Below are 18,009 nucleotides of genomic sequence, written 5' to 3' on the forward strand. Positions count from 1 at the left end.
TTTTCATTGGATATTAGCAAACATTATTTTTAATTTTTAAAAAACTTTTCTCAATGATACAAACGATACCAACCTCTCATCTATTAATCAAATATTATCTGTGGTTTCCCTAACTCCTAGTAAAATTACCTAAAAATTTCATGTTCAAGGATAGCCATGAGCCCCCAACCAGCCACCAAAAAACCCTTAAAATCCCTTTTAGCCGCTAGTTCAGGTAATTTAGTGGAATGGTATGACTTTTACGCTTATGCGTTCTTAGCGCCTTATTTCGCTAAGGAATTTACCCACACTAATGACCCCACTTTAGCACTCATCTCAGCTTTTTTGGTTTTTATGCTAGGGTTTTTCATGCGCCCTTTGGGGAGTTTGTTTTTTGGTAAATTGGGGGATAAAAAGGGGCGTAAAACTTCTATGGTGTATTCCATTATCCTTATGGCGCTAGGCTCTTTTTTGCTCGCATTGCTCCCCACTAAAGAAATCGTAGGGGAATGGGCGTTCTTGTTTTTATTATTAGCCAGGCTTTTACAGGGCTTTAGCGTGGGAGGAGAATATGGCGTGGTCGCTACTTACCTCTCTGAATTGGGCAAGAATGGCAAAAAAGGTTTTTATGGCTCTTTTCAATATGTAACTTTAGTGGGAGGGCAACTCTTAGCTATTTTTTCTCTCTTTATCGTTGAAAACATTTACACGCATGAGCAAATCAGCGCGTTCGCTTGGCGTTATTTATTCGCTTTAGGGGGTATATTAGCCCTACTCTCGCTCTTTTTAAGAAATATCATGGAAGAAACCATGGATAGTCAAACAACTTCCAAAACCACTATTAAAGAAGAAACCCAAAGAGGCAGTTTAAAGGAATTGCTCCACCATAAAAAAGCCTTAATGATAGTCTTTGGGCTAACTATGGGAGGGAGTTTGTGTTTTTATACTTTTACGGTGTATTTAAAAATCTTTTTAACCAACAGCTCATCATTCAGCCCTAAAGAAAGCAGTTTTATCATGCTTTTAGCGCTCTCTTATTTTATCTTCTTACAACCCTTATGCGGGATGCTGGCTGATAAAATCAAACGCACCCAAATGCTGATGGTTTTTGCTATCACAGGGCTTATTGTAACGCCTGTTGTCTTTTATGGTATCAAGCATGCCACTGGCGTGTATGAAGCCCTATTTTATGAAATACTCGCATTGAGTAGCATGAGTTTTTACACTTGCATTGCTGGGGTCATTAAGGCGGAATTATTCCCTGAACATGTGCGAGCACTTGGCGTGGGTTTGGCCTATGCGATCGCCAATGCGCTTTTTGGAGGGAGCGCGAGTTATGTAGCGTTAGAGTTCAAACAACATGGTTTTGAAGCGGGGTTTGTGGGCTATGTCATGTTGAGTATTGTTATCTTTATGGTTATGGTTATCATATTCCCTAAAAAAACCTATTTGGAATGAATCTGTTTTTATTTAATTTTTGCTATAATTTTTCCTTTTAAAAGGATTCTTGCATGCAAAATGGGTATTATGCGGCCACTGGCGCTATGGCGACACAATTTAACCGCTTGGATTTAACCTCTAATAATTTAGCTAATTTAAACACCAATAGCTTTAAAAGAGACGATGCGATTACAGGCGATTTTTTAAGGCTTTACCAACAATACCGAGAGCAACTGCCCTTAGAAGATCAAACCAAAGCGAGTGCGAAGTATTTAAACCGCAACCTCAATCGTGTGCCTATCCTATCAGAAATTTATACCGATAGGAGTCTTGGCGCGTTTGAAGGGACGAATAACCCCCTAGATTTTGCCCTAACAAGCCCTAACCTCTATTTTGCGATACAAACTAATGAGGGCGTCGCTTATACCAGAGATGGGCATTTTAGCGTGGATAAAGACGGCTTTTTAGTTACTCTTAATGGCTTTAAGGTGCTTTCACGCTCTGGCTTGAACGAAAAAGGAGGGATCATGCTCATGCCTGACGCTGAAATTGAAGTGGATCAAAATGGTGGAATCACTTTTAGGGATAATGAAGCCCAAATTCAAGCGGGCGCGTTAGCTTTAGTGAGTTTTAGCGAACCAAAAAACCTTAAAAAAATAGGGCAAAACCTTTATACTTATCAGGGCGAAGGCGTCCATCAAGTCTCTGACTCTGGCGCGTTAAAACAATACATGCTAGAAAAAAGCAATGTCAATGCAGTGCGTGAGATGAGCGCTTTGATTGAAATCAACCGCTTTTTGGACATGTATTCTAAAGTGCTAAAAACCCATCAAGATGACATGAACGCTGAAGCGATCAACAAACTCGCTACAAAAGCTTAAACTTTTGGCGATTTTAAAATTCATAGGAGGGTTTTTGCGATACCCTAACTCCCTGATAACGCTTTTTTAAAAGCCTTGTTAATCTTTTTTATATAGGATTAGTTTTAAAAGAGTTTAAAGAATTAAATGTCTTTTCTTTTGTAATCGCTTGCAAAGTAGACGGTAACGCAAGCTTCTCTTTATAGCCGCTAGCTATTCAACAATGATTCAATTTTAATTATTTCGTTTGTTGTTTAAAACGCTCTTTATTGTGGTATTCTGTAAGCAAACGCCCCCATTTTTCTTGTTATGGCTCTTGTGTTTTAAACTCGTTTGTGGTAGGATATTCTCATTAAGATTTGAGACGCTATAGTTGATGCTGTCTCTGTAATGGTTAAAGAGTATCGCAATGATCTCTAATTCCCTTAATGTTTTTATCGCCCCAATCAAGCTTTTTGATTACCCACTTGATTATCAGTATCCATTTTAAGATAGAGCCATTCCAAAAGCTTGTAAAAATTTTCTTTCTGCTTCCACTAAACTAGGGTTTAAGAACAAGTCATTCTTTAAAACGCTTGTATAGGCGGTGTGTGAGCGAGAGCTTTTGTTTTTTAAGTCCAATTTGATTTTATCTTTTTGGCATAACCAACACTATATCTAAAGAGTTCTTTTTTCTTGTTTGTGAATGTAGTTTTATATTCTTACTCCAACGCCAAGTCAATCAAAATCTGCCAATTCTCTTTATAGTGTTGGAGTTGCGACAAACTCTTTGTATTGCCCCATTCTTGTGTGTCTTCAATAGGGATAATATAGCATTCGCTCGTGCGAGTGTCTATCCCTAAAATCAAATCGCAATCTTTTTTGGTGTATTTGTAAGTGCGTTTAGGGGCATTCCTATCAATTTGAACCCCACTCCTATAGCCTCCTGTAAAATTCAAAGTTATTTTATTTGCCCTATTAAGTGGTATTCTAAAATGCTTTTTTGCTTCCTCTCGCATGCCTTAAATTCTAAATGCTTTAAGGGGTTAGCGATAGATAAAAGATAGGGTTTTTCACTCAAATTCAATACCACTACAAGCACATAATCATGGCTATACGCTTGTGCTTGATCGTATTCTTTTTGGGTCAATCTCAATGTCCCTTGCTTTTCTCTAATCCCCTTAACTTCCACTAAAAACGCTTGCTTGTTGGTTTGAATGTAGAAGTCATACCCATCACCAAAAAGACGCATGTCTTTTAAACTCCCACAAGAAAACACTTCTATATTTTTATAGTGGTTTAAAAAATACAATTCGGCTTCCAAACCTGTTTCTTGCATGCTTTTATAGCGGGTTTTGAGGTAAGCATTAGGGGTAATGTATAGTTGAATGCCATATTGTTCTTGTAAAAATAATTTCACAATATGGCTAAAACCCTTAACGCTTTCATTTCCAAACAAGCTATCAATCCATAATTTTCTATGGATATATGCATCGCCTTTTTGCCACCAACCTTTGCGTTTGTTAGGGAAAAAATAATCAAATAAATCCATGCGATTTTTAATAACGCCAGTCGTGTCAGCTAGGCCAATTTGGACGCAATATTCAAAAAAAGCATTTTTAGTAGAAAAGCCAAATTCTTTAATAAAATCATTATCAAATTTTGCCAAAGCATAGCCTATGAGATTTAAAATTTCATAGTTCTTATGTTTTGCCATAGACTTAGCAACGCCCTAATCGATCTTTAATATCGCTAAAAACGCTTCTTGGGGAAGCTCCACCTTACCGATAGCTTTCATGCGTTTCTTGCCCTCTTTTTGCTTTTCTAAGAGTTTTCTTTTTCGTGTAATATCGCCCCCATAGCACTTAGCCGTTACATTCTTACCAACGGATTTAATCGTCTCTCTGGCGATGATTTTATTGCCTACGCTCGCTTGGATAGCGACTTCAAAAAGCTGTCTTGGGATAAGCTCTTTCATCGTTTCCACTAAAGCGCGCCCCTTTTCATACGCCTTATTTTTATCTATAATGATAGAAAGCGCATCCACCACATCGCCTGCCACCCTCACATCTAATTTCACCAAATGAGCCTCTCTGTTTTCTATAGGCTCATAATCAAAGCTCGCATACCCTTTCGTGCAAGATTTGAGTTTGTCATAAAAATCCATCACAATTTCATTGCTCGGCAAGGAATAAGTGAGCATGACACGAGACTGGTTTAAATATTCCATTTTTTCTTGAATGCCTCTTTTATTGTTCAATAACTGCATTAAATTACCCAAAAATTCGCTCGGCGTGATGATCGTTGCCCTCACAAAAGGCTCTTTGATGCAAGCGATATGATTTTCAGGGGGCAATTCGCTAGGGTTTTGGACGTATTTGACGCTATTATCCGTCAAATGCACTTCATACACCACCGTGGGAGCGGTAGCGATTAAATTAAGACTAAATTCCCTCTCCAGCCTTTCTTTGATCACTTCCATGTGCAATAACCCTAAAAAACCCACCCTAAAGCCAAAGCCAAGCGCCACCGAGCTTTCAGGCTCAAAATTTAAAGCACAATCGTTAAGCTGGAGTTTCAATAACGCTTCTCTTAAATCTTCAAACCGGTCCGTTTCTATAGGGTAAAGCCCCGCAAAAACAAAGGGTTTAGCCGGCATAAAGCCTTCAATGGGTTTAGGGGTAGGGTTTTTAGCGTCTGTGAGCGTATCACCCACCGCAATATCCGTAACGCTCTTTAGCCCCAAACTCACAATGCCAATCTCGCCGCATTCTAAACTTTTAGTAGGGATTTTTTTCAAAGGGTTAGGGTAGTATAGCCCTAAAACGCCATGTTTTTTACCCGTCCCCATCACTAAAATTTCTTGCTCTGTGTTGATGCTCCCATCCATGATACGCACCAACGCTAGCGCCCCTAAATAATTGTCAAACCATGAATCATAAATGAGCGCTTTTAAGGGAGCGTTAGGATCACCGCTAGGGGCAGGAATGGTCGTAATGATTTTTTCTAACAAATCTTTAATGCCAAGCCTAACTTTAGCGCTCACTTCATTAGCGTTAGAACAATCAATCCCTATCGTGTCTTCTATATCCTGTTTGACTTCCAAAACATTCGCATTAGGCAAATCAATTTTATTGATCACCGGTAAAATTTCTAAATTGTTATCTAAAGCGATATAAGTGTTGGCGATGGTTTGCGCTTCCACGCCTTGAGTGGCATCCACCACCAATAACGCCCCTTCGCATGAACACAAAGAGCGAGACACTTCATAGCTAAAATCCACATGCCCTGGGGTGTCAATGAGATTTAAAACATAATCCTCCCCCTTAAAAGTGTAATTTAAACGCACGCTTTGAGCCTTAATCGTAATGCCCCTTTCTTTTTCAATATCCATAGTGTCCATCACTTGGCTCTTCATTTCTCTGTTACTGATAGCGTTGCACTCAGAAATCAAACAATCCGCTAAAGTGCTTTTACCATGGTCAATGTGAGCGATAATGGAAAAATTGCGGATATTTTTCATTGGCGCTTTTGTTTTCATCTCTCTTGTCCTAAATCTTTTAAAATAGCCTCAGTCAAACTCTCTGTGTCTAAGCCTAAGGATTTTTCCACTAAAGCGGTGTTCCCATGCATGATAAATTCATCCATGATTTCAAAGCTTTTAACAGGCTTTAAAATATTTTGTTCGCTCAAAAACTCTAAAATCGCGCTAGCCACCCCCCCAAGCTTGTAATTATCGCTAAAAACATAGAGCTTTTGATAAGGGGCAACGATCGCACTTAAATTTGGATCTAAGGGCTTTAAAAACCTGAGATCCAAAAGCGCGCATTCTATGTTTTTTTCTTTTAAAGCCAGTTGGACCAAATGCGCCCGCCCCACGCCATTACCATAACCAATGAGTAAAATTTCGCCCTCTTTTTTCAACAATTCGCTTTGGCCTAAAACAAAACCGCTAGGCTCAAAAACCCCCTCTTTTAGTGCAAACGACCCCCTAGGGTAGCGGAACGCGCAAGGGCTTGAATCATGCTCATTAGCAAAACGCACGGCGTTTTTTAAAGTCTCATTGTCTCGTGGGGCAAAAATGACCATGTTAGGGATAGAGCGCAAATACGACACGTCTAAAAGCCCTTGGTGCGTTTCGCCATCTTCGCCCACAATCCCAGCCCTGTCAATGGCCAATTTAATCGGTAGGCTAGAAATGCAAGCGTCATGCACAATGGAATCATAAGCCCTTTGCAAAAAAGTAGAATAGATACTCACAAAAGGTTTAAACCCCTCTTTAGCCATAGCGCTGCTGGAAGTTAAAGCGTGTTGTTCAGCGATAGCGACATCAAAAAAACGCAAAGGGTAAGCGTCAATGAGTTTGTCTAATCCTGTGCCACTAGGCATCGCAGCGGTTACGCCTACGATTTTTTCATCTTTCTTGGCCAATTCTAAAAGGGTGTTAGAATACGCTTCAGTGGGCGATAAAATCGCACTTTTGGATTTTTTAGACAAGCCGGTATCCAAATCAAAAGGCCCCACCCCATGCCATTTTTCATACCGCCCTTCAGCGATTTTATAGCCTTTGCCCTTTAAGGTTTGCGCATGGATTAGCACCGGCTCTTTAAGCTCTTTGGCTAATTTTAAGGTTTCAATAATCGTGCTCAAATCATGCCCGTTAATAGGCCCTATATAGTTGATGCCTAATTCTTCAAAAAACACGCCCGGGGTGATGAGCTTGAAAGATTCTTCAAAGCGACTCGCTAAGTAATTCACGCTTTCAGGTAAGGTGCTTAAGATTTTTTTGACTTTAGAGCGGAAAGACTGATAAAACGGGCCTTTCATCAGCTGGCTAAGGGCTTTGGATAAGGCTCCAATAGGCGTGCTGATACTCATTTCATTATCGTTCAAAATCATGATCATGGGGTATTTCCTATCGCCCAATTCGTTTAAGGCTTCATAAAAAATCCCTGCGCTAATGCTCCCATCGCCTAATAAAGCTATAGGCATGCCTAGCGCTTGTTTCAAACAAAAAGCTTTAGCCACCCCCACGCCTATAGACACCGAAGTGGAGCTATGACCGGCAATAAAATAATCGTATGCGCTCTCGCTGGGTTTAGTAAAGCCGCTCAAACCCTTGAATTGCCTTAAAGTGCTAAAGCTTTCAAAGCGCCCGGTTAAAAGCTTGTGAGCGTAAGCTTGGTGCGAAGTGTCAAAAATGAAAGGGTTTTTTTGGCAATCAAATAAGGCATGCATGCCCACAATCAGCTCCACAGCCCCTAAAGAAGAGCTTAAATGCCCCCCATTAGCGCTCACCACCTCTAAAATACGACTCCGTAGCGTTTGACACACCAACTCCAAGCCTGTAATATCATTAGGGTTTAAATCAAAAGTTTTATTTTGCAAAATCACACCTTAAAATTTTCCAACACGCTTTCTTTGAGCGTTTTAAAGCGCTCCATTAAATTCCCATCAAGACTCCCGTTAGAGCTAGTGATCATAACGCCTCCTTTAGAAATAGCCTCATTGCTCTCTAATTTGATTTTAGAAGCGTTTTGCAAACGCTCGTTTAAATAAGGGTAATCCAAGGGATTGACTTTTAAATGAATATCTGTTGCGTCTAAAACATTTTTTAAAAGTTCTTCAGCTAAAGCAAGGGCTACTTTTTGGCTGTTGTCTTCCACTTCCTTAAGGATCACTTCTTTAGCGATATCTATCGCAATCGCACTCAGTTCCTTTTCTAAAGCCATTAAATGATCTTCTGATTTTTTCATTTTTTCATCTAAAGCGGTGATCGCATGCAAAAGCTGGTTTTTTTCTTCATTCACGCTATGAGTGAGCTCGTTACGCATTTTTTCTTCGCCCTCTTTAAAGCCGATTTTATAGCCATCGTTTTTAGCGTTTTCAATCAAAGCTTTGCTCTCTTCTTGGGCTTTTTCAAATTGCATTTGCAATTTCACTAAATGGCTTGAAAGCTCATCGGTTTTTTTCAATAAACAATCAATCAAATCGTTTTCTATCGCTTTTTTTTCCAAAGACTCTTCTGGGCTAGGCGTTTCTAAAGACGCGCTATTAGGATTAGTTTTAGGGGGTAAGTTTGCCATGCTCTTAAATTCGTATTTTTGAATGTCATGCTGATTCAAATGGTCTTTTTGGATCAAATTTTTACGGCTATTCAATGACATCTTCCTCTTCACCGGTTTGGATCACGCCTTTTTCTTGCAAGCTCTGCACAATTTCAATGATTTTCCTTTGGGCCACATCCACATCTTTGATTTTGACTGCCCCTAAATATTGCATTTCTTCTACAAATTGCTCTGCAGCCCTGCTACTCATGTTGTTTAAGAATTTATCGGTTAAATCTTGGGTAGAAGTTTTTAGCGCCAAAGACAAGTCTTTTTTATCCGCTACTTTCAAAATCTCTCTGATAGCAAAATTGTCTAGTTTGGCTATGTCTTCAAAAGTGAACATCATTTCTTTGATCGCGCCGGCGAGCTTGTTATCCACACTCTCAATGCGAGCGAGCGTGGTTTTAGCGCTCTTTTGGCCCAGGCGGTTAAAGATTTCAGCCACCGCTCTTAAGCCACCCACTTCAATTTTATAGCTGGTGAGCGATTCTAGTTTGTTTTCTAACACCGTGGAAACCCTTTTAACCACTTGGGGCGATATTTCGCCTAAATTCGCCATTCTAATGGAGATCTCGGCTTTCATTTCATCAGGGAAATAGCTCAAAGTCTCAGCCGCATTAGGGGCTTCCATGTGGGCTAAAATCAAGGCAATGGTTTGAGGGTGTTCGTTAATGATGAAATCAGCGAGTTGTTGGGGCTTGATTTTGCCTAAATAAGCGAAGTTTTTTTGCGTTTGCAAGCTTTTAGTGAGTTTATCCATCACTTTTCTGGCTTCTTCGCTCCCTAAAGTCCTGGTTAAAAGCTCTCTGGCGTATTCTAAACCGCCGGTATTGATGTATTGGTTAGACTGAAAAATCGCAAAAAATTCCTCTAAAACCGCCGCGCCGATTTGCTTGTCTGTGCCGTTTAATTGCACGATTTGCTTAGAAATCTCTGTAATGGAGTCAATGTCTAAATGCCTTAAAATCTCGCCTGTGGTGTCTTCGCCCACTTGAATGAGTAAAATAGCGATTTTTTCACTCATGGAAAGTTCGTCTAATTGAGCCTTTTGTTTAGGGGTAAGCTTGGTTGCCATTTTTAACCTTCTATCTTTTAACCTTTCGCGCTGTCTGAAGAGATTTCATCTTTGATCAGGAGTTTAAAAAGCATTGCGATTTCATCAGGGCGTTCTTTAAGGGTCCCTCTAATCTTTTCTAAGATAATTTCGTATCTTACTTCTTCTTCGCTAAAGGTTGCATTAAGCCCTAATTGATCTTCTACTTTTTTCCTCAAATCGCCCAGTTTGTTCAATTCATCTTCTTCTTCATCCATTTCTTCAAACATGGATTTCACTTCCTTATCTTCATCAGGCACCACTTCTAGCATGCGTTCGCTGAAAGGCACAATCACTTTTTTATAGAAAATAAATAGCACTATAAACACTAAAACATACTTGATTAAGGGCGTGAATGAGCCTAAAATTTTTTGAGTCTTGTGCATGATTTTTTCGCTCAAAGTAGCGTTATCAAGCATGGGCGCCATAGGGTTAAACTCAAAATTACTCACCGCCACATCATCGCCTCTATTTTGATTATAGCCAATGGCTTGTTTCACCAGAGCGTTGATTTTTTGAAGCGATTCATCGCTCAAAGGCTCGTATTCTAAAGTATTTGCCCCGTCTTTAAGCACGATTTTATACTTGCCATCCACCACAACCGCCGCATTCAAACGCACTAAAGTGCCAAACTCGCCCTTAATCTCGCTAATGGTTTTACCCACTTCATAATTGGTCGTGTTTTGAGACTTTTCGTATTTTTCTGGCTCTTTATTGTCTTTCAATCCTTGCACAGGCCCGATATTGCTCACAACCCCAGGCACGCCGCCGACTTGTTTTTTAGAAGCGCCTTCTTTTTTTTCTTCTAAATTTTGCTCGCTCCTTACAACATTATTGGGATCAAAAGTCTCTTTAGTGCTTTTCTTTTGGCTGAAATCAAACTCCGCATTGACCCTTGCGACCACCTTGTTTTTACCCCCCACAATAGGGGCTAAGATATTGACAATCTTATTTTCTAAAATGTTTTCAAAATTTTGTTTGTAATGCAATTGCTCTAGGGCTAATTCTTTGGAGTTTTCTAATATATCGCCTTCGCCTATGGATTCGCCGTTTTCATTCACGATTTTCACATTGTCTGTCGTGAGTTTAGGCACAGCTGCAGCGATTAAATTTTTAATCCCTAAAATTTGAGTGGGTGAAAGCTTCATGTCGGGCTTGAGTTTGAGCATCACTGAAGCGCTAGGAGGGACTTCTTTAGCCACAAACACGCTGTCTTTAGGGATTGCAATATGCACATTGGCTTTAAGAATGGGGTTTAAACTTTCAATCGTGCGCGACAATTCCCCCTCAATGGCGCGAATGAGTTTGATGTTCTGATCAAAATCAGTCGCACCAAAGTCTTTAGTGTCAAAGATTTCAAAGCCCACTTTACTCGTTTTAGGGATCCCTTGAGAAGCCAAAGTGATCCTTTCTTCATACACTTTATCTTTAGGGATAAGAATGGTGTCGTCTTTTAAGATTTTATAAGGGATTTGGTTTTGCTGGAGGTGTTGCAAGATTAAAGCGTTATCGCTAGAGTCCAATCTTTCAAATAAAACCCCATAGCCCCCTTGCACATAGTCTTTTTCTTTAAAGGGATAGAGCAATAAAAACACGAGTAAGGCGGTGATTAAAACCCCCGCTGCGATCAGGGCGATTTTTTGCTTTTTATTGAGTTTGATGAAAAAATCAACAATCCGTTGCAATAATACCTTTAAATCCAATATTAAAACCTTGATAAAATTTTCATTCTTTTAAGCCGTTCGCTTAGATCTTTTGAAACACGCTCAAATAAATCCCTATGGAAAAACAAGCCCCTAACGCCCCTAAACAAACCCCTCCTAAAACACTGCTAAAAGAAACCCCTAAAACAATCAGTGCTAACCCTATTAAAAAAATCAAACCAAATAAGCTATAAAAAAGAACATTTTTAAGCGTTTGATGCGTGATCAAATGGGGTATCAATAAAACAAGCAACCCATAAAATAGCGTTAAAGAAAGCGCGGTAGCGTTAGGGAAATTAGCGCTATGCGAAAGCCACTGAATGGAATGCGCCAAAAGGTGTTTTAACGATTCTAAAAGGGCTTCAAACAAGACCACGCTTAGCACAAACCACACCCCAAGCGCTAAATTTTTACGATACAAGCTTAAAAACACCCCCACTAACAAGCTCAAAGGCAACACGAATTGAGAAGAGCCTAAACGGGCGATATTTTGGAGGATTAGAGTTAAAATAGGGCTAGAATTAAAGGGAGTTGAACGCGCTAAATTAAAAATGGCATTGTCCATTAAATGAGCACGATCAAAAAAAACCAAGCTAACAATAAGGATAAAAAACGCGCTAAAAATACCCCCTAAAAGAAACAGGGTTTTCACTGGTAATAAGAAAAATACTTTGGATTGTGTAGAAACATTTTTGAAAGAATTTTCAGCCATTATTTAAAACCCTTTTAGTCAGTTCATTCAAAATTTGATATTATACGCCAACGAACTTTAAAATCGCTCTTAAAAAATTTAAGACAATGAAGTTTAAACACATAAAAGCTTTTCATTTTAATCAAACCTAGCTAATAAGAAACTGAAATTGTTTTTTTTTTTTTTTGAAATCGCTTTAATTTTTGCCCTCTTTTAAAGCTTTTTAACCCTTTTTAGACTACAATTTTAAGAAGTAAAAATCAAAGGAACGCAATAACTTATGGATAGAGCCAAATTTATATTCGTTACAGGGGGCGTGTTAAGCTCTCTAGGGAAAGGGATTTCATCTTCTTCAATCGCTACGCTTTTACAGCATTGCAATTACCAGGTTTCTATTTTGAAGATTGACCCTTATATCAATATTGATCCAGGCACCATGAGCCCTTTAGAGCATGGGGAAGTGTTTGTAACTAGCGATGGTGCTGAAACGGATTTAGACATAGGGCATTATGAACGCTTTTTGAACAGGAATTTAACAAGGTTGAACAATTTCACTACCGGGCAGATTTTTTCAAGCGTGATAGAAAAGGAAAGGAAAGGGGAATATTTAGGCAAAACCATTCAAATCGTCCCCCATGTAACCGATGAAATCAAAAGGCGCATTAAAAGCGCGGCTAAGGGGTTGGATTTTTTAATCGTGGAAGTGGGCGGAACCGTGGGCGATATGGAGGGCATGTTTTATTTGGAAGCGATCCGCCAGCTTAAATTGGAATTGGGGAATGAAAAAGTCATCAATGTGCATGTAACCCTGATCCCCTATATCCAAACCACTAACGAACTAAAAACCAAACCCACGCAACACTCCGTCCAGGAATTACGGCGTCTTGGCGTAACCCCTCAAATCATTTTGGCGCGATCGCCTAAGCCTTTGGATAAAGAGTTGAAAAAGAAGATCGCTTTGAGTTGCGATGTGGAGCAAGACAGCGTGATTGTAGCCACAGACACTAAAAGCATTTACGCATGCCCCATTCTTTTCTTGCAAGAAGGCATTTTAACCCCCATTGCCAGACGCTTTAATTTGAATAAACTACACCCCAAAATGGCGGCTTGGAACACTTTAGTAGAAAAGATTATCGCTCCTAAACACAAAGTCAGGATTGGTTTTGTAGGCAAGTATTTAAGCTTAAAAGAATCTTATAAATCCTTGATTGAAGCCTTAATCCATGCGGGTGCGCATTTGGACACGCAAGTCAATATTGAATGGTTAGATAGCGAGAATTTTAATGAAAAGACGGATTTAGAGGGCGTTGATGCGATTTTAGTGCCTGGAGGCTTTGGAGAAAGGGGGATTGAGGGTAAAATTTGCGCCATTCAAAGAGCCAGGTTAGAAAAACTCCCCTTTTTAGGGATTTGTTTGGGCATGCAATTAGCGATCGTTGAATTTTGCCGTAATGTTTTGGGTTTAAAAGGGGCTAACTCTACGGAGTTTAACCAACGCTGCGAATACCCTGTGGTGTATTTGATTGGAGATTTTATGGATCAAAACCACCAAAAACAGGTGCGCACCTATAATTCGCCTTTAGGAGGCACCATGCGATTAGGGGAATACGAATGCGAAATTGTGCCAAATAGCTTGTTAGAAAAAGCTTATAAAAAGCCTAGCATTAAAGAAAGACACCGCCATCGTTATGAAATCAACCCTAAATACCGCCAAGAGTGGGAAAATAAGGGCTTGAAAGTGGTGGGTTTTGGAGCGAATCATTTGATTGAAGCGGTTGAATTAGAAGATCACCCGTTCTTTGTGGGGGTGCAATTCCATCCGGAATTCACCTCCAGGTTGCAAAGCCCTAACCCTATTATTTTGGATTTCATTAAGAGCACTCTTCATAAATCCTAATCTCAACAATGAAACAAAAGCTTAAAGCTCAAATCAAAGAGCGAGTGGCTTCCATCGCCTATAATGAAAAAGGGTTTCCTAGCCCCTTTTTATTTAAAGACTTGAAAAAAGCCGCACTCAAAATCATAGAAGCCATGCGTGCAAACACAGAAATTTTAGTGGTGGGCGATTATGACGCTGACGGCGTGATTAGCTCCACTATCATGGCAAAATTCTTTGAAAGCCTAAACTACAAGCATGTCCGCATTGCAATCCCTAATCGTTTCACTGATGGCTATGGGATTTCTAAAAAATTTTTAGAAAAACACCACGCCCCTTTAATCATCACGGTGGATAACGGGATTAGCGCCTTTGAAGCCGCGCGATTTTGTAAAGAAAAAAACTACACCCTTATCATTACAGATCATCATTGCTTACACCATGATGAAGTCCCAGACGCTTATGCGGTGATCAACCCCAAGCAACCGGATTGTGATTTTATCCAAAAGGAAGTGTGCGGGGCGTTGGTGGCGTTTTATTTGTGCTATGGTATCCACCAGCTTTTAGGGAAAGAAAAAAGCCATTCTAGTGAGTTGCTATGCTTAGCGGGCGTGGCGACTATTGCTGACATGATGCCTTTGACTTTTTTTAACCGCTTTTTAGTTTCTAAAGCCTTGTATTTTTTGCAAAAAGAATCCTTAGGGGCGATGGGGTTTTTGCGCCAAAGAGAAATTTTTAGAAAACGCTCTTTAAAAGCGAGCGATATTTCTTTCAGTATCGCCCCCTTAATCAATTCCGCAGGGCGCATGCAAGACGCGAAAATGGCTTTAGATTTTTTAAGCGCGAATAATTTTCAAAATAGCTATTCTTTGTATGAACGCTTGAAAGCATGCAATATGAAGCGTAAAATGATCCAACAGCAGGTTTTTGAAGAGGCTTTTAAGCATGCGATGGTTGGAGAAAAAATTATCGTCGCTTTTAAGGATAATTGGCATGAGGGCGTGCTGGGGATTGTGGCTTCAAAATTAGTGGAAGCCACTCAAAAGCCAAGCCTGGTTTTTACCTTTAAAGAAGGGGTGTATAAAGGGAGCGCTCGTAGCTCTTCAAATATTGACTTGATTGACGCTTTGAATGGGGTTTCTTCTTTGTTGCTCGGCTATGGGGGGCATAGGCAAGCTTGCGGGTTGAGCGTTGGAAAAAACAATCTCATCTCGCTCTTTGAAACTTTAGAAAATTTTGATTTTAAAGTCTTACCTTTTTGTGAAACAGAGCCCCCTTTAACGCTAACATTAAAAGACATTGACAGAGAGCTTTTAGAGATTATAGAAACGGGCGAGCCTTATGGGCAAGAAAACCCTGAACCTTTATTCCAAGCAAAAAATTTAGAAGTCATAGAAGAAAAAATCATCAAAGAAAGCCACCAGGTTTTGCGTTTTAAGGATAAAGAATGCATCAAAGAGGCTATTTATTTTAACACTGAGCGGTTTTTGAAAGCGGGCGAAAAGGTGAGCGTGCTTTTTAGCGTGGAATTAGACGAGTATTCTAATGAGCCTAAAATGTTTGTTAAAAGTTTGTTGTAGTGCCTTTTGTTGAAGAAGAATTTGAAATTTTAAAACCCACCAAAGCCTTGTTTTTTGTGCGCGATGTTTTAAAATGCTCTTTAAAAGAAGCCCAACGCCACCTTGACAAACAACGCCTAAAACATAACCAACAAGCCGTGCGTAAATCTCAAATGATTCAAGGGATCGTTAGCTTGATTCATTTCAAGCCTAATGAAAAACAAGGAAAGCTTGTTTTTGAAACGAAAGATTTTGGCGTGTTTGACAAACCCAATCAAGTCTATACCCACCCTAAAGGCTATTTTTACCATGAAAGCTTACTAGATTGTATCCAATCGCATTTTGGCAAAAACGCCCACCCAGCCCACAGACTGGACTATGAAACGAGCGGGTTGGTTTTAGCGGGTAAAACCTTACAGAGCGCTAAGGATTTAAAAACGCTTTTCATGCAAAAAAAAGTGAAAAAAACTTATTTAGCGCTAACGCATGGGTGGGTTGATAAAAGTATCATCATAGACAAACCCATTCTGACGCCACAAAACATTCAAAAAGACTTGCACATTCGATCTAAAATTTCTCCTTTAGGCAAGCCTTCAACCACGCTTGTTGAACCTTTAAACTATAATCCTTTTTTGGGTATAAGCTTACTCAAAATCACCCCACTCACCGGGCGCACGCACCAGATCCGCTTGCATTTGAGCAGTATAAATCACAGGATCGTGGGCGAGGGGCTTTATGGGGTGGCTGATGAAGAAGCGAGAGAATACCTCCAATTAAAGCGTGAAGATAACGCCCCACTACTCATGCTCCATGCCTCTAGTTTGGAATTTGAATTTAAAGGAGCGAGTTATAAAATCACTTCTCAAATGCCAAAACGCTTCATGCCGTTTTTAAAGGATTGACCTTTTTTTATTGGTTGTTTTTTTTGGTTGTTCTCTTCTGGAGTTTGTTTAAGTTTTTCTATGTGCGCTTTAACGCTTATTGTTTCTATATTTTTTAAATCCTCTTGAAGTCCTTGGCTGAATTTGGTAATGCTGTTATCAAAACCCGTTTTGTAGCTTTCTTTCAGATTTTTTTTCACTTCATTGATGTTGTTCAAAATTTCTTTTTTAAAATCATCCCTATGGAGCCATTCATCAATATAATTAAAAGCCACATCAGCCCCAAGAGTTGATAAGACGCCACCCACGGCTATGCCAAACTTTGCGAGGAATTTAGCCCCTAATTTAGTGCCAAGCTTTTCCACAAGATTTGGGGCTAGCCTTTTCATAAGCGCACCAGCACCCATGCCAGCCGTTAACCCTATTGCCGCTGCGAAACCCATTTTTAATTTCAAATCTCTTTCTGTTCTGTCATCAATATTTTTTAAAGATTCTGCAACTTGAGGAATATCAGCCACTCCTTGTGTGGCGATCTTTTCTGTATCCTTTTTGTGCTGGCACAACAAGCTTATAAAAGCATCAGAAATGTTGTCTGTCATCGTTTGTAATCGTTGTTTGTAATCAGCCCCTAAAAATTTTTCCTGCAATTTATTGAATAATGCGTCTTCGACGCTCAAGCCGAGCTTTTTAGCTACAAGAAGGGCAAGCTCGCTATAATTTCCCTTGAGAGAGTAGTGCCAGTCCAAGAACTTATCCACATTGTTTTCTATTGGATCAAAAAGATTGTCTATTTGAGCGTCCACCTTGCTATACATTTTATCCTTACTGCTACTCAGCAAATCGCTTATTTCTTGTTGGTGGCTATCAAGATTATTTTTTATTAGATCTGGTATTAGATCTGGCAAAGTTTCGAGAATTGTTTTTGTGTGAGCTGTTTTGATCGCTTGACTAGGTTCATTATATGTGATGCTACTTAAAATAGGATAAAGCATAAATAAAAAAATAATAATTCCTAAAAGAATGGAATTTTTAAGTGTTCTCTAAGTTTCAATATAAGTCAATTAAAAAATTACTAAAATGTAGCATAAATTTTTTAAACAAAAGCTTAAAGAATAATTTCATTCCTTTAATATTGATTGTGAGTTCTTATGAAATGGGCTGGTAGTTCTTATATGAGTTGCTAGTAAGTTTTAATGGTGTTTTGCTCCTAGTTCTTAATCATACAAGCAACCTAGTTCATATCATTAGAGCAGATAAGTTCTTAATCTATTTCCCCTTAGTTCTTTGCTTAATGTGAGCTATTAGGTTCTAACTTGTGGCTTTTAGTTTTTATCGTGTAGCCCTTAGTTCCCTAATTGTTGCTTACAAGTTCTTACTACTTGCTTGTCAGTTCATAGCATTTAGCTTGCAAGTTCTTATGAAATGGGCTGGTAGTTCTTATATGAGTTGCTAGTAAGTTTTAATGGTGTTAGGCTACTAAGTTCTTACCATATGGCTATCTAGTTCTTAATGTTTTAACTACAAGTTCTTTCAATAAAAATCTCTAAGTTTTTATAGCGTTTCTAACAAGCCCTTGCCTAAAAAATTGAGTAATGGGGTTAAAGCTTTTGAATGAAATTTTTCTCTCTTACTAGATTAAAAATTTAATTCATCTATCAAAGCACTTTTTAAAAACTTTTTAGGCAAAAAGTTAGCAAAAACTCTTATTTTTTAAAAATCTAGCTCCAAGTCCCTTGAATACGAAGTTTTAACCATATGTGTATGCACACATGGTGTTATCCTGCACCTTTTTTGATTTAGTAATTTCAATTCTTTGTGCTATGCTACAAAGAATTGAA

Annotated in this window: 14 protein-coding genes and 1 pseudogene; 5 read left to right on the top strand and 10 right to left on the bottom strand. The window is 39.2% G+C overall.

Going from position 1 to position 18,009, the window contains the following annotated elements; genetic code table 11:
• Nucleotides 1-156: 156 nt before the first annotated feature.
• Nucleotides 157-1,437: an MFS transporter gene (locus FIM44_RS01975; RefSeq protein ID WP_140578846.1), complete on the top strand. Its 1,281-nt coding sequence runs from the start codon at nt 157-159 to the stop codon at nt 1,435-1,437.
• A gap of 53 nt (nt 1,438-1,490) precedes the next feature.
• Entirely contained in the window at nt 1,491-2,300 is an 810-nt protein-coding gene (locus tag FIM44_RS01980) for a flagellar hook-basal body protein (RefSeq protein WP_140578848.1), read from the top strand.
• A 213-nt stretch (nt 2,301-2,513) separates the two neighbouring features.
• Here the strand turns inward: FIM44_RS01980 and FIM44_RS01985 are convergent, their stop codons facing one another.
• The 9 genes from FIM44_RS01985 to FIM44_RS02025 all read right to left on the bottom strand — a co-directional run bounded on the left by FIM44_RS01985 (nt 2,514) and on the right by FIM44_RS02025 (nt 11,876).
• A complete protein-coding gene (locus FIM44_RS01985) occupies nt 2,514-2,729 on the bottom strand; it encodes a hypothetical protein (RefSeq protein ID WP_140578849.1) in 216 nt (71 codons plus the stop codon).
• Between the two features lie 251 nt (nt 2,730-2,980).
• Nucleotides 2,981-3,217, bottom strand: coding sequence for a hypothetical protein (locus FIM44_RS01990; RefSeq protein ID WP_001011849.1), 237 nt, complete (start codon nt 3,215-3,217; stop codon nt 2,981-2,983).
• Between the two features lie 2 nt (nt 3,218-3,219).
• On the bottom strand, nt 3,220-3,975 hold the full coding sequence (locus FIM44_RS01995) for a protein NO VEIN domain-containing protein (RefSeq protein ID WP_140578851.1): 756 nt from the start codon (nt 3,973-3,975) through the stop codon (nt 3,220-3,222).
• A gap of 15 nt (nt 3,976-3,990) precedes the next feature.
• Entirely contained in the window at nt 3,991-5,781 is a 1,791-nt protein-coding gene (gene lepA / locus FIM44_RS02000; protein ID WP_194148676.1) for a translation elongation factor 4, read from the bottom strand.
• A gap of 14 nt (nt 5,782-5,795) precedes the next feature.
• Nucleotides 5,796-7,646 carry a 1-deoxy-D-xylulose-5-phosphate synthase gene (dxs, locus tag FIM44_RS02005; RefSeq protein ID WP_194148127.1) on the bottom strand — a complete coding sequence of 617 codons (1,851 nt, stop codon included), beginning with the start codon at nt 7,644-7,646 and terminating at the stop codon, nt 5,796-5,798.
• A 2-nt stretch (nt 7,647-7,648) separates the two neighbouring features.
• Nucleotides 7,649-8,425, bottom strand: coding sequence for a flagellar assembly protein FliH (gene fliH / locus FIM44_RS02010; protein ID WP_140578905.1), 777 nt, complete (start codon nt 8,423-8,425; stop codon nt 7,649-7,651).
• The gene (gene fliG / locus FIM44_RS02015) at nt 8,412-9,443 is read right to left on the bottom strand and encodes a flagellar motor switch protein FliG (RefSeq protein ID WP_000201859.1); all 1,032 of its coding nucleotides are present in this window, start codon (nt 9,441-9,443) and stop codon (nt 8,412-8,414) included. The genes fliH and fliG overlap by 14 nt, the downstream gene beginning before the upstream one ends.
• 17 nt (nt 9,444-9,460) lie before the next feature.
• Nucleotides 9,461-11,164, bottom strand: coding sequence for a flagellar basal-body MS-ring/collar protein FliF (fliF, locus tag FIM44_RS02020; protein ID WP_140578856.1), 1,704 nt, complete (start codon nt 11,162-11,164; stop codon nt 9,461-9,463).
• Between the two features lie 43 nt (nt 11,165-11,207).
• Nucleotides 11,208-11,876: a phosphatase PAP2 family protein gene (locus FIM44_RS02025; RefSeq protein WP_140578858.1), complete on the bottom strand. Its 669-nt coding sequence runs from the start codon at nt 11,874-11,876 to the stop codon at nt 11,208-11,210.
• 259 nt (nt 11,877-12,135) lie between these two features.
• Between FIM44_RS02025 and pyrG the strand changes: the two genes are divergently transcribed.
• From pyrG to FIM44_RS02040, 3 genes are read left to right on the top strand one after another with little or no spacing between them, the layout of a single operon-like run.
• Nucleotides 12,136-13,752, top strand: a complete 1,617-nt coding sequence (pyrG, locus tag FIM44_RS02030; RefSeq protein WP_140578859.1) for a glutamine hydrolyzing CTP synthase — start codon at nt 12,136-12,138, stop codon at nt 13,750-13,752.
• 8 nt (nt 13,753-13,760) lie between these two features.
• Nucleotides 13,761-15,311 carry a single-stranded-DNA-specific exonuclease RecJ gene (gene recJ, locus FIM44_RS02035; RefSeq protein ID WP_140578861.1) on the top strand — a complete coding sequence of 517 codons (1,551 nt, stop codon included), beginning with the start codon at nt 13,761-13,763 and terminating at the stop codon, nt 15,309-15,311.
• Nucleotides 15,311-16,192 (top strand): RluA family pseudouridine synthase, encoded by an 882-nt coding sequence (locus FIM44_RS02040; RefSeq protein WP_140578862.1) that lies wholly within the window; start codon nt 15,311-15,313, stop codon nt 16,190-16,192. The genes recJ and FIM44_RS02040 overlap by 1 nt, the downstream gene beginning before the upstream one ends.
• Here FIM44_RS02040 and FIM44_RS02045 read toward each other — a convergent pair.
• Nucleotides 16,153-17,181: pseudogene (locus FIM44_RS02045) on the bottom strand (hypothetical protein); the annotation flags it as partial. The gene FIM44_RS02040 and the pseudogene FIM44_RS02045 sit on opposite strands and share 40 nt — an antisense overlap.
• Nucleotides 17,182-18,009: the final 828 nt, after the last annotated feature.

The organism is Helicobacter pylori (genome assembly GCF_006440215.1).
Lineage (GTDB): Bacteria > Campylobacterota > Campylobacteria > Campylobacterales > Helicobacteraceae > Helicobacter > Helicobacter pylori_CS.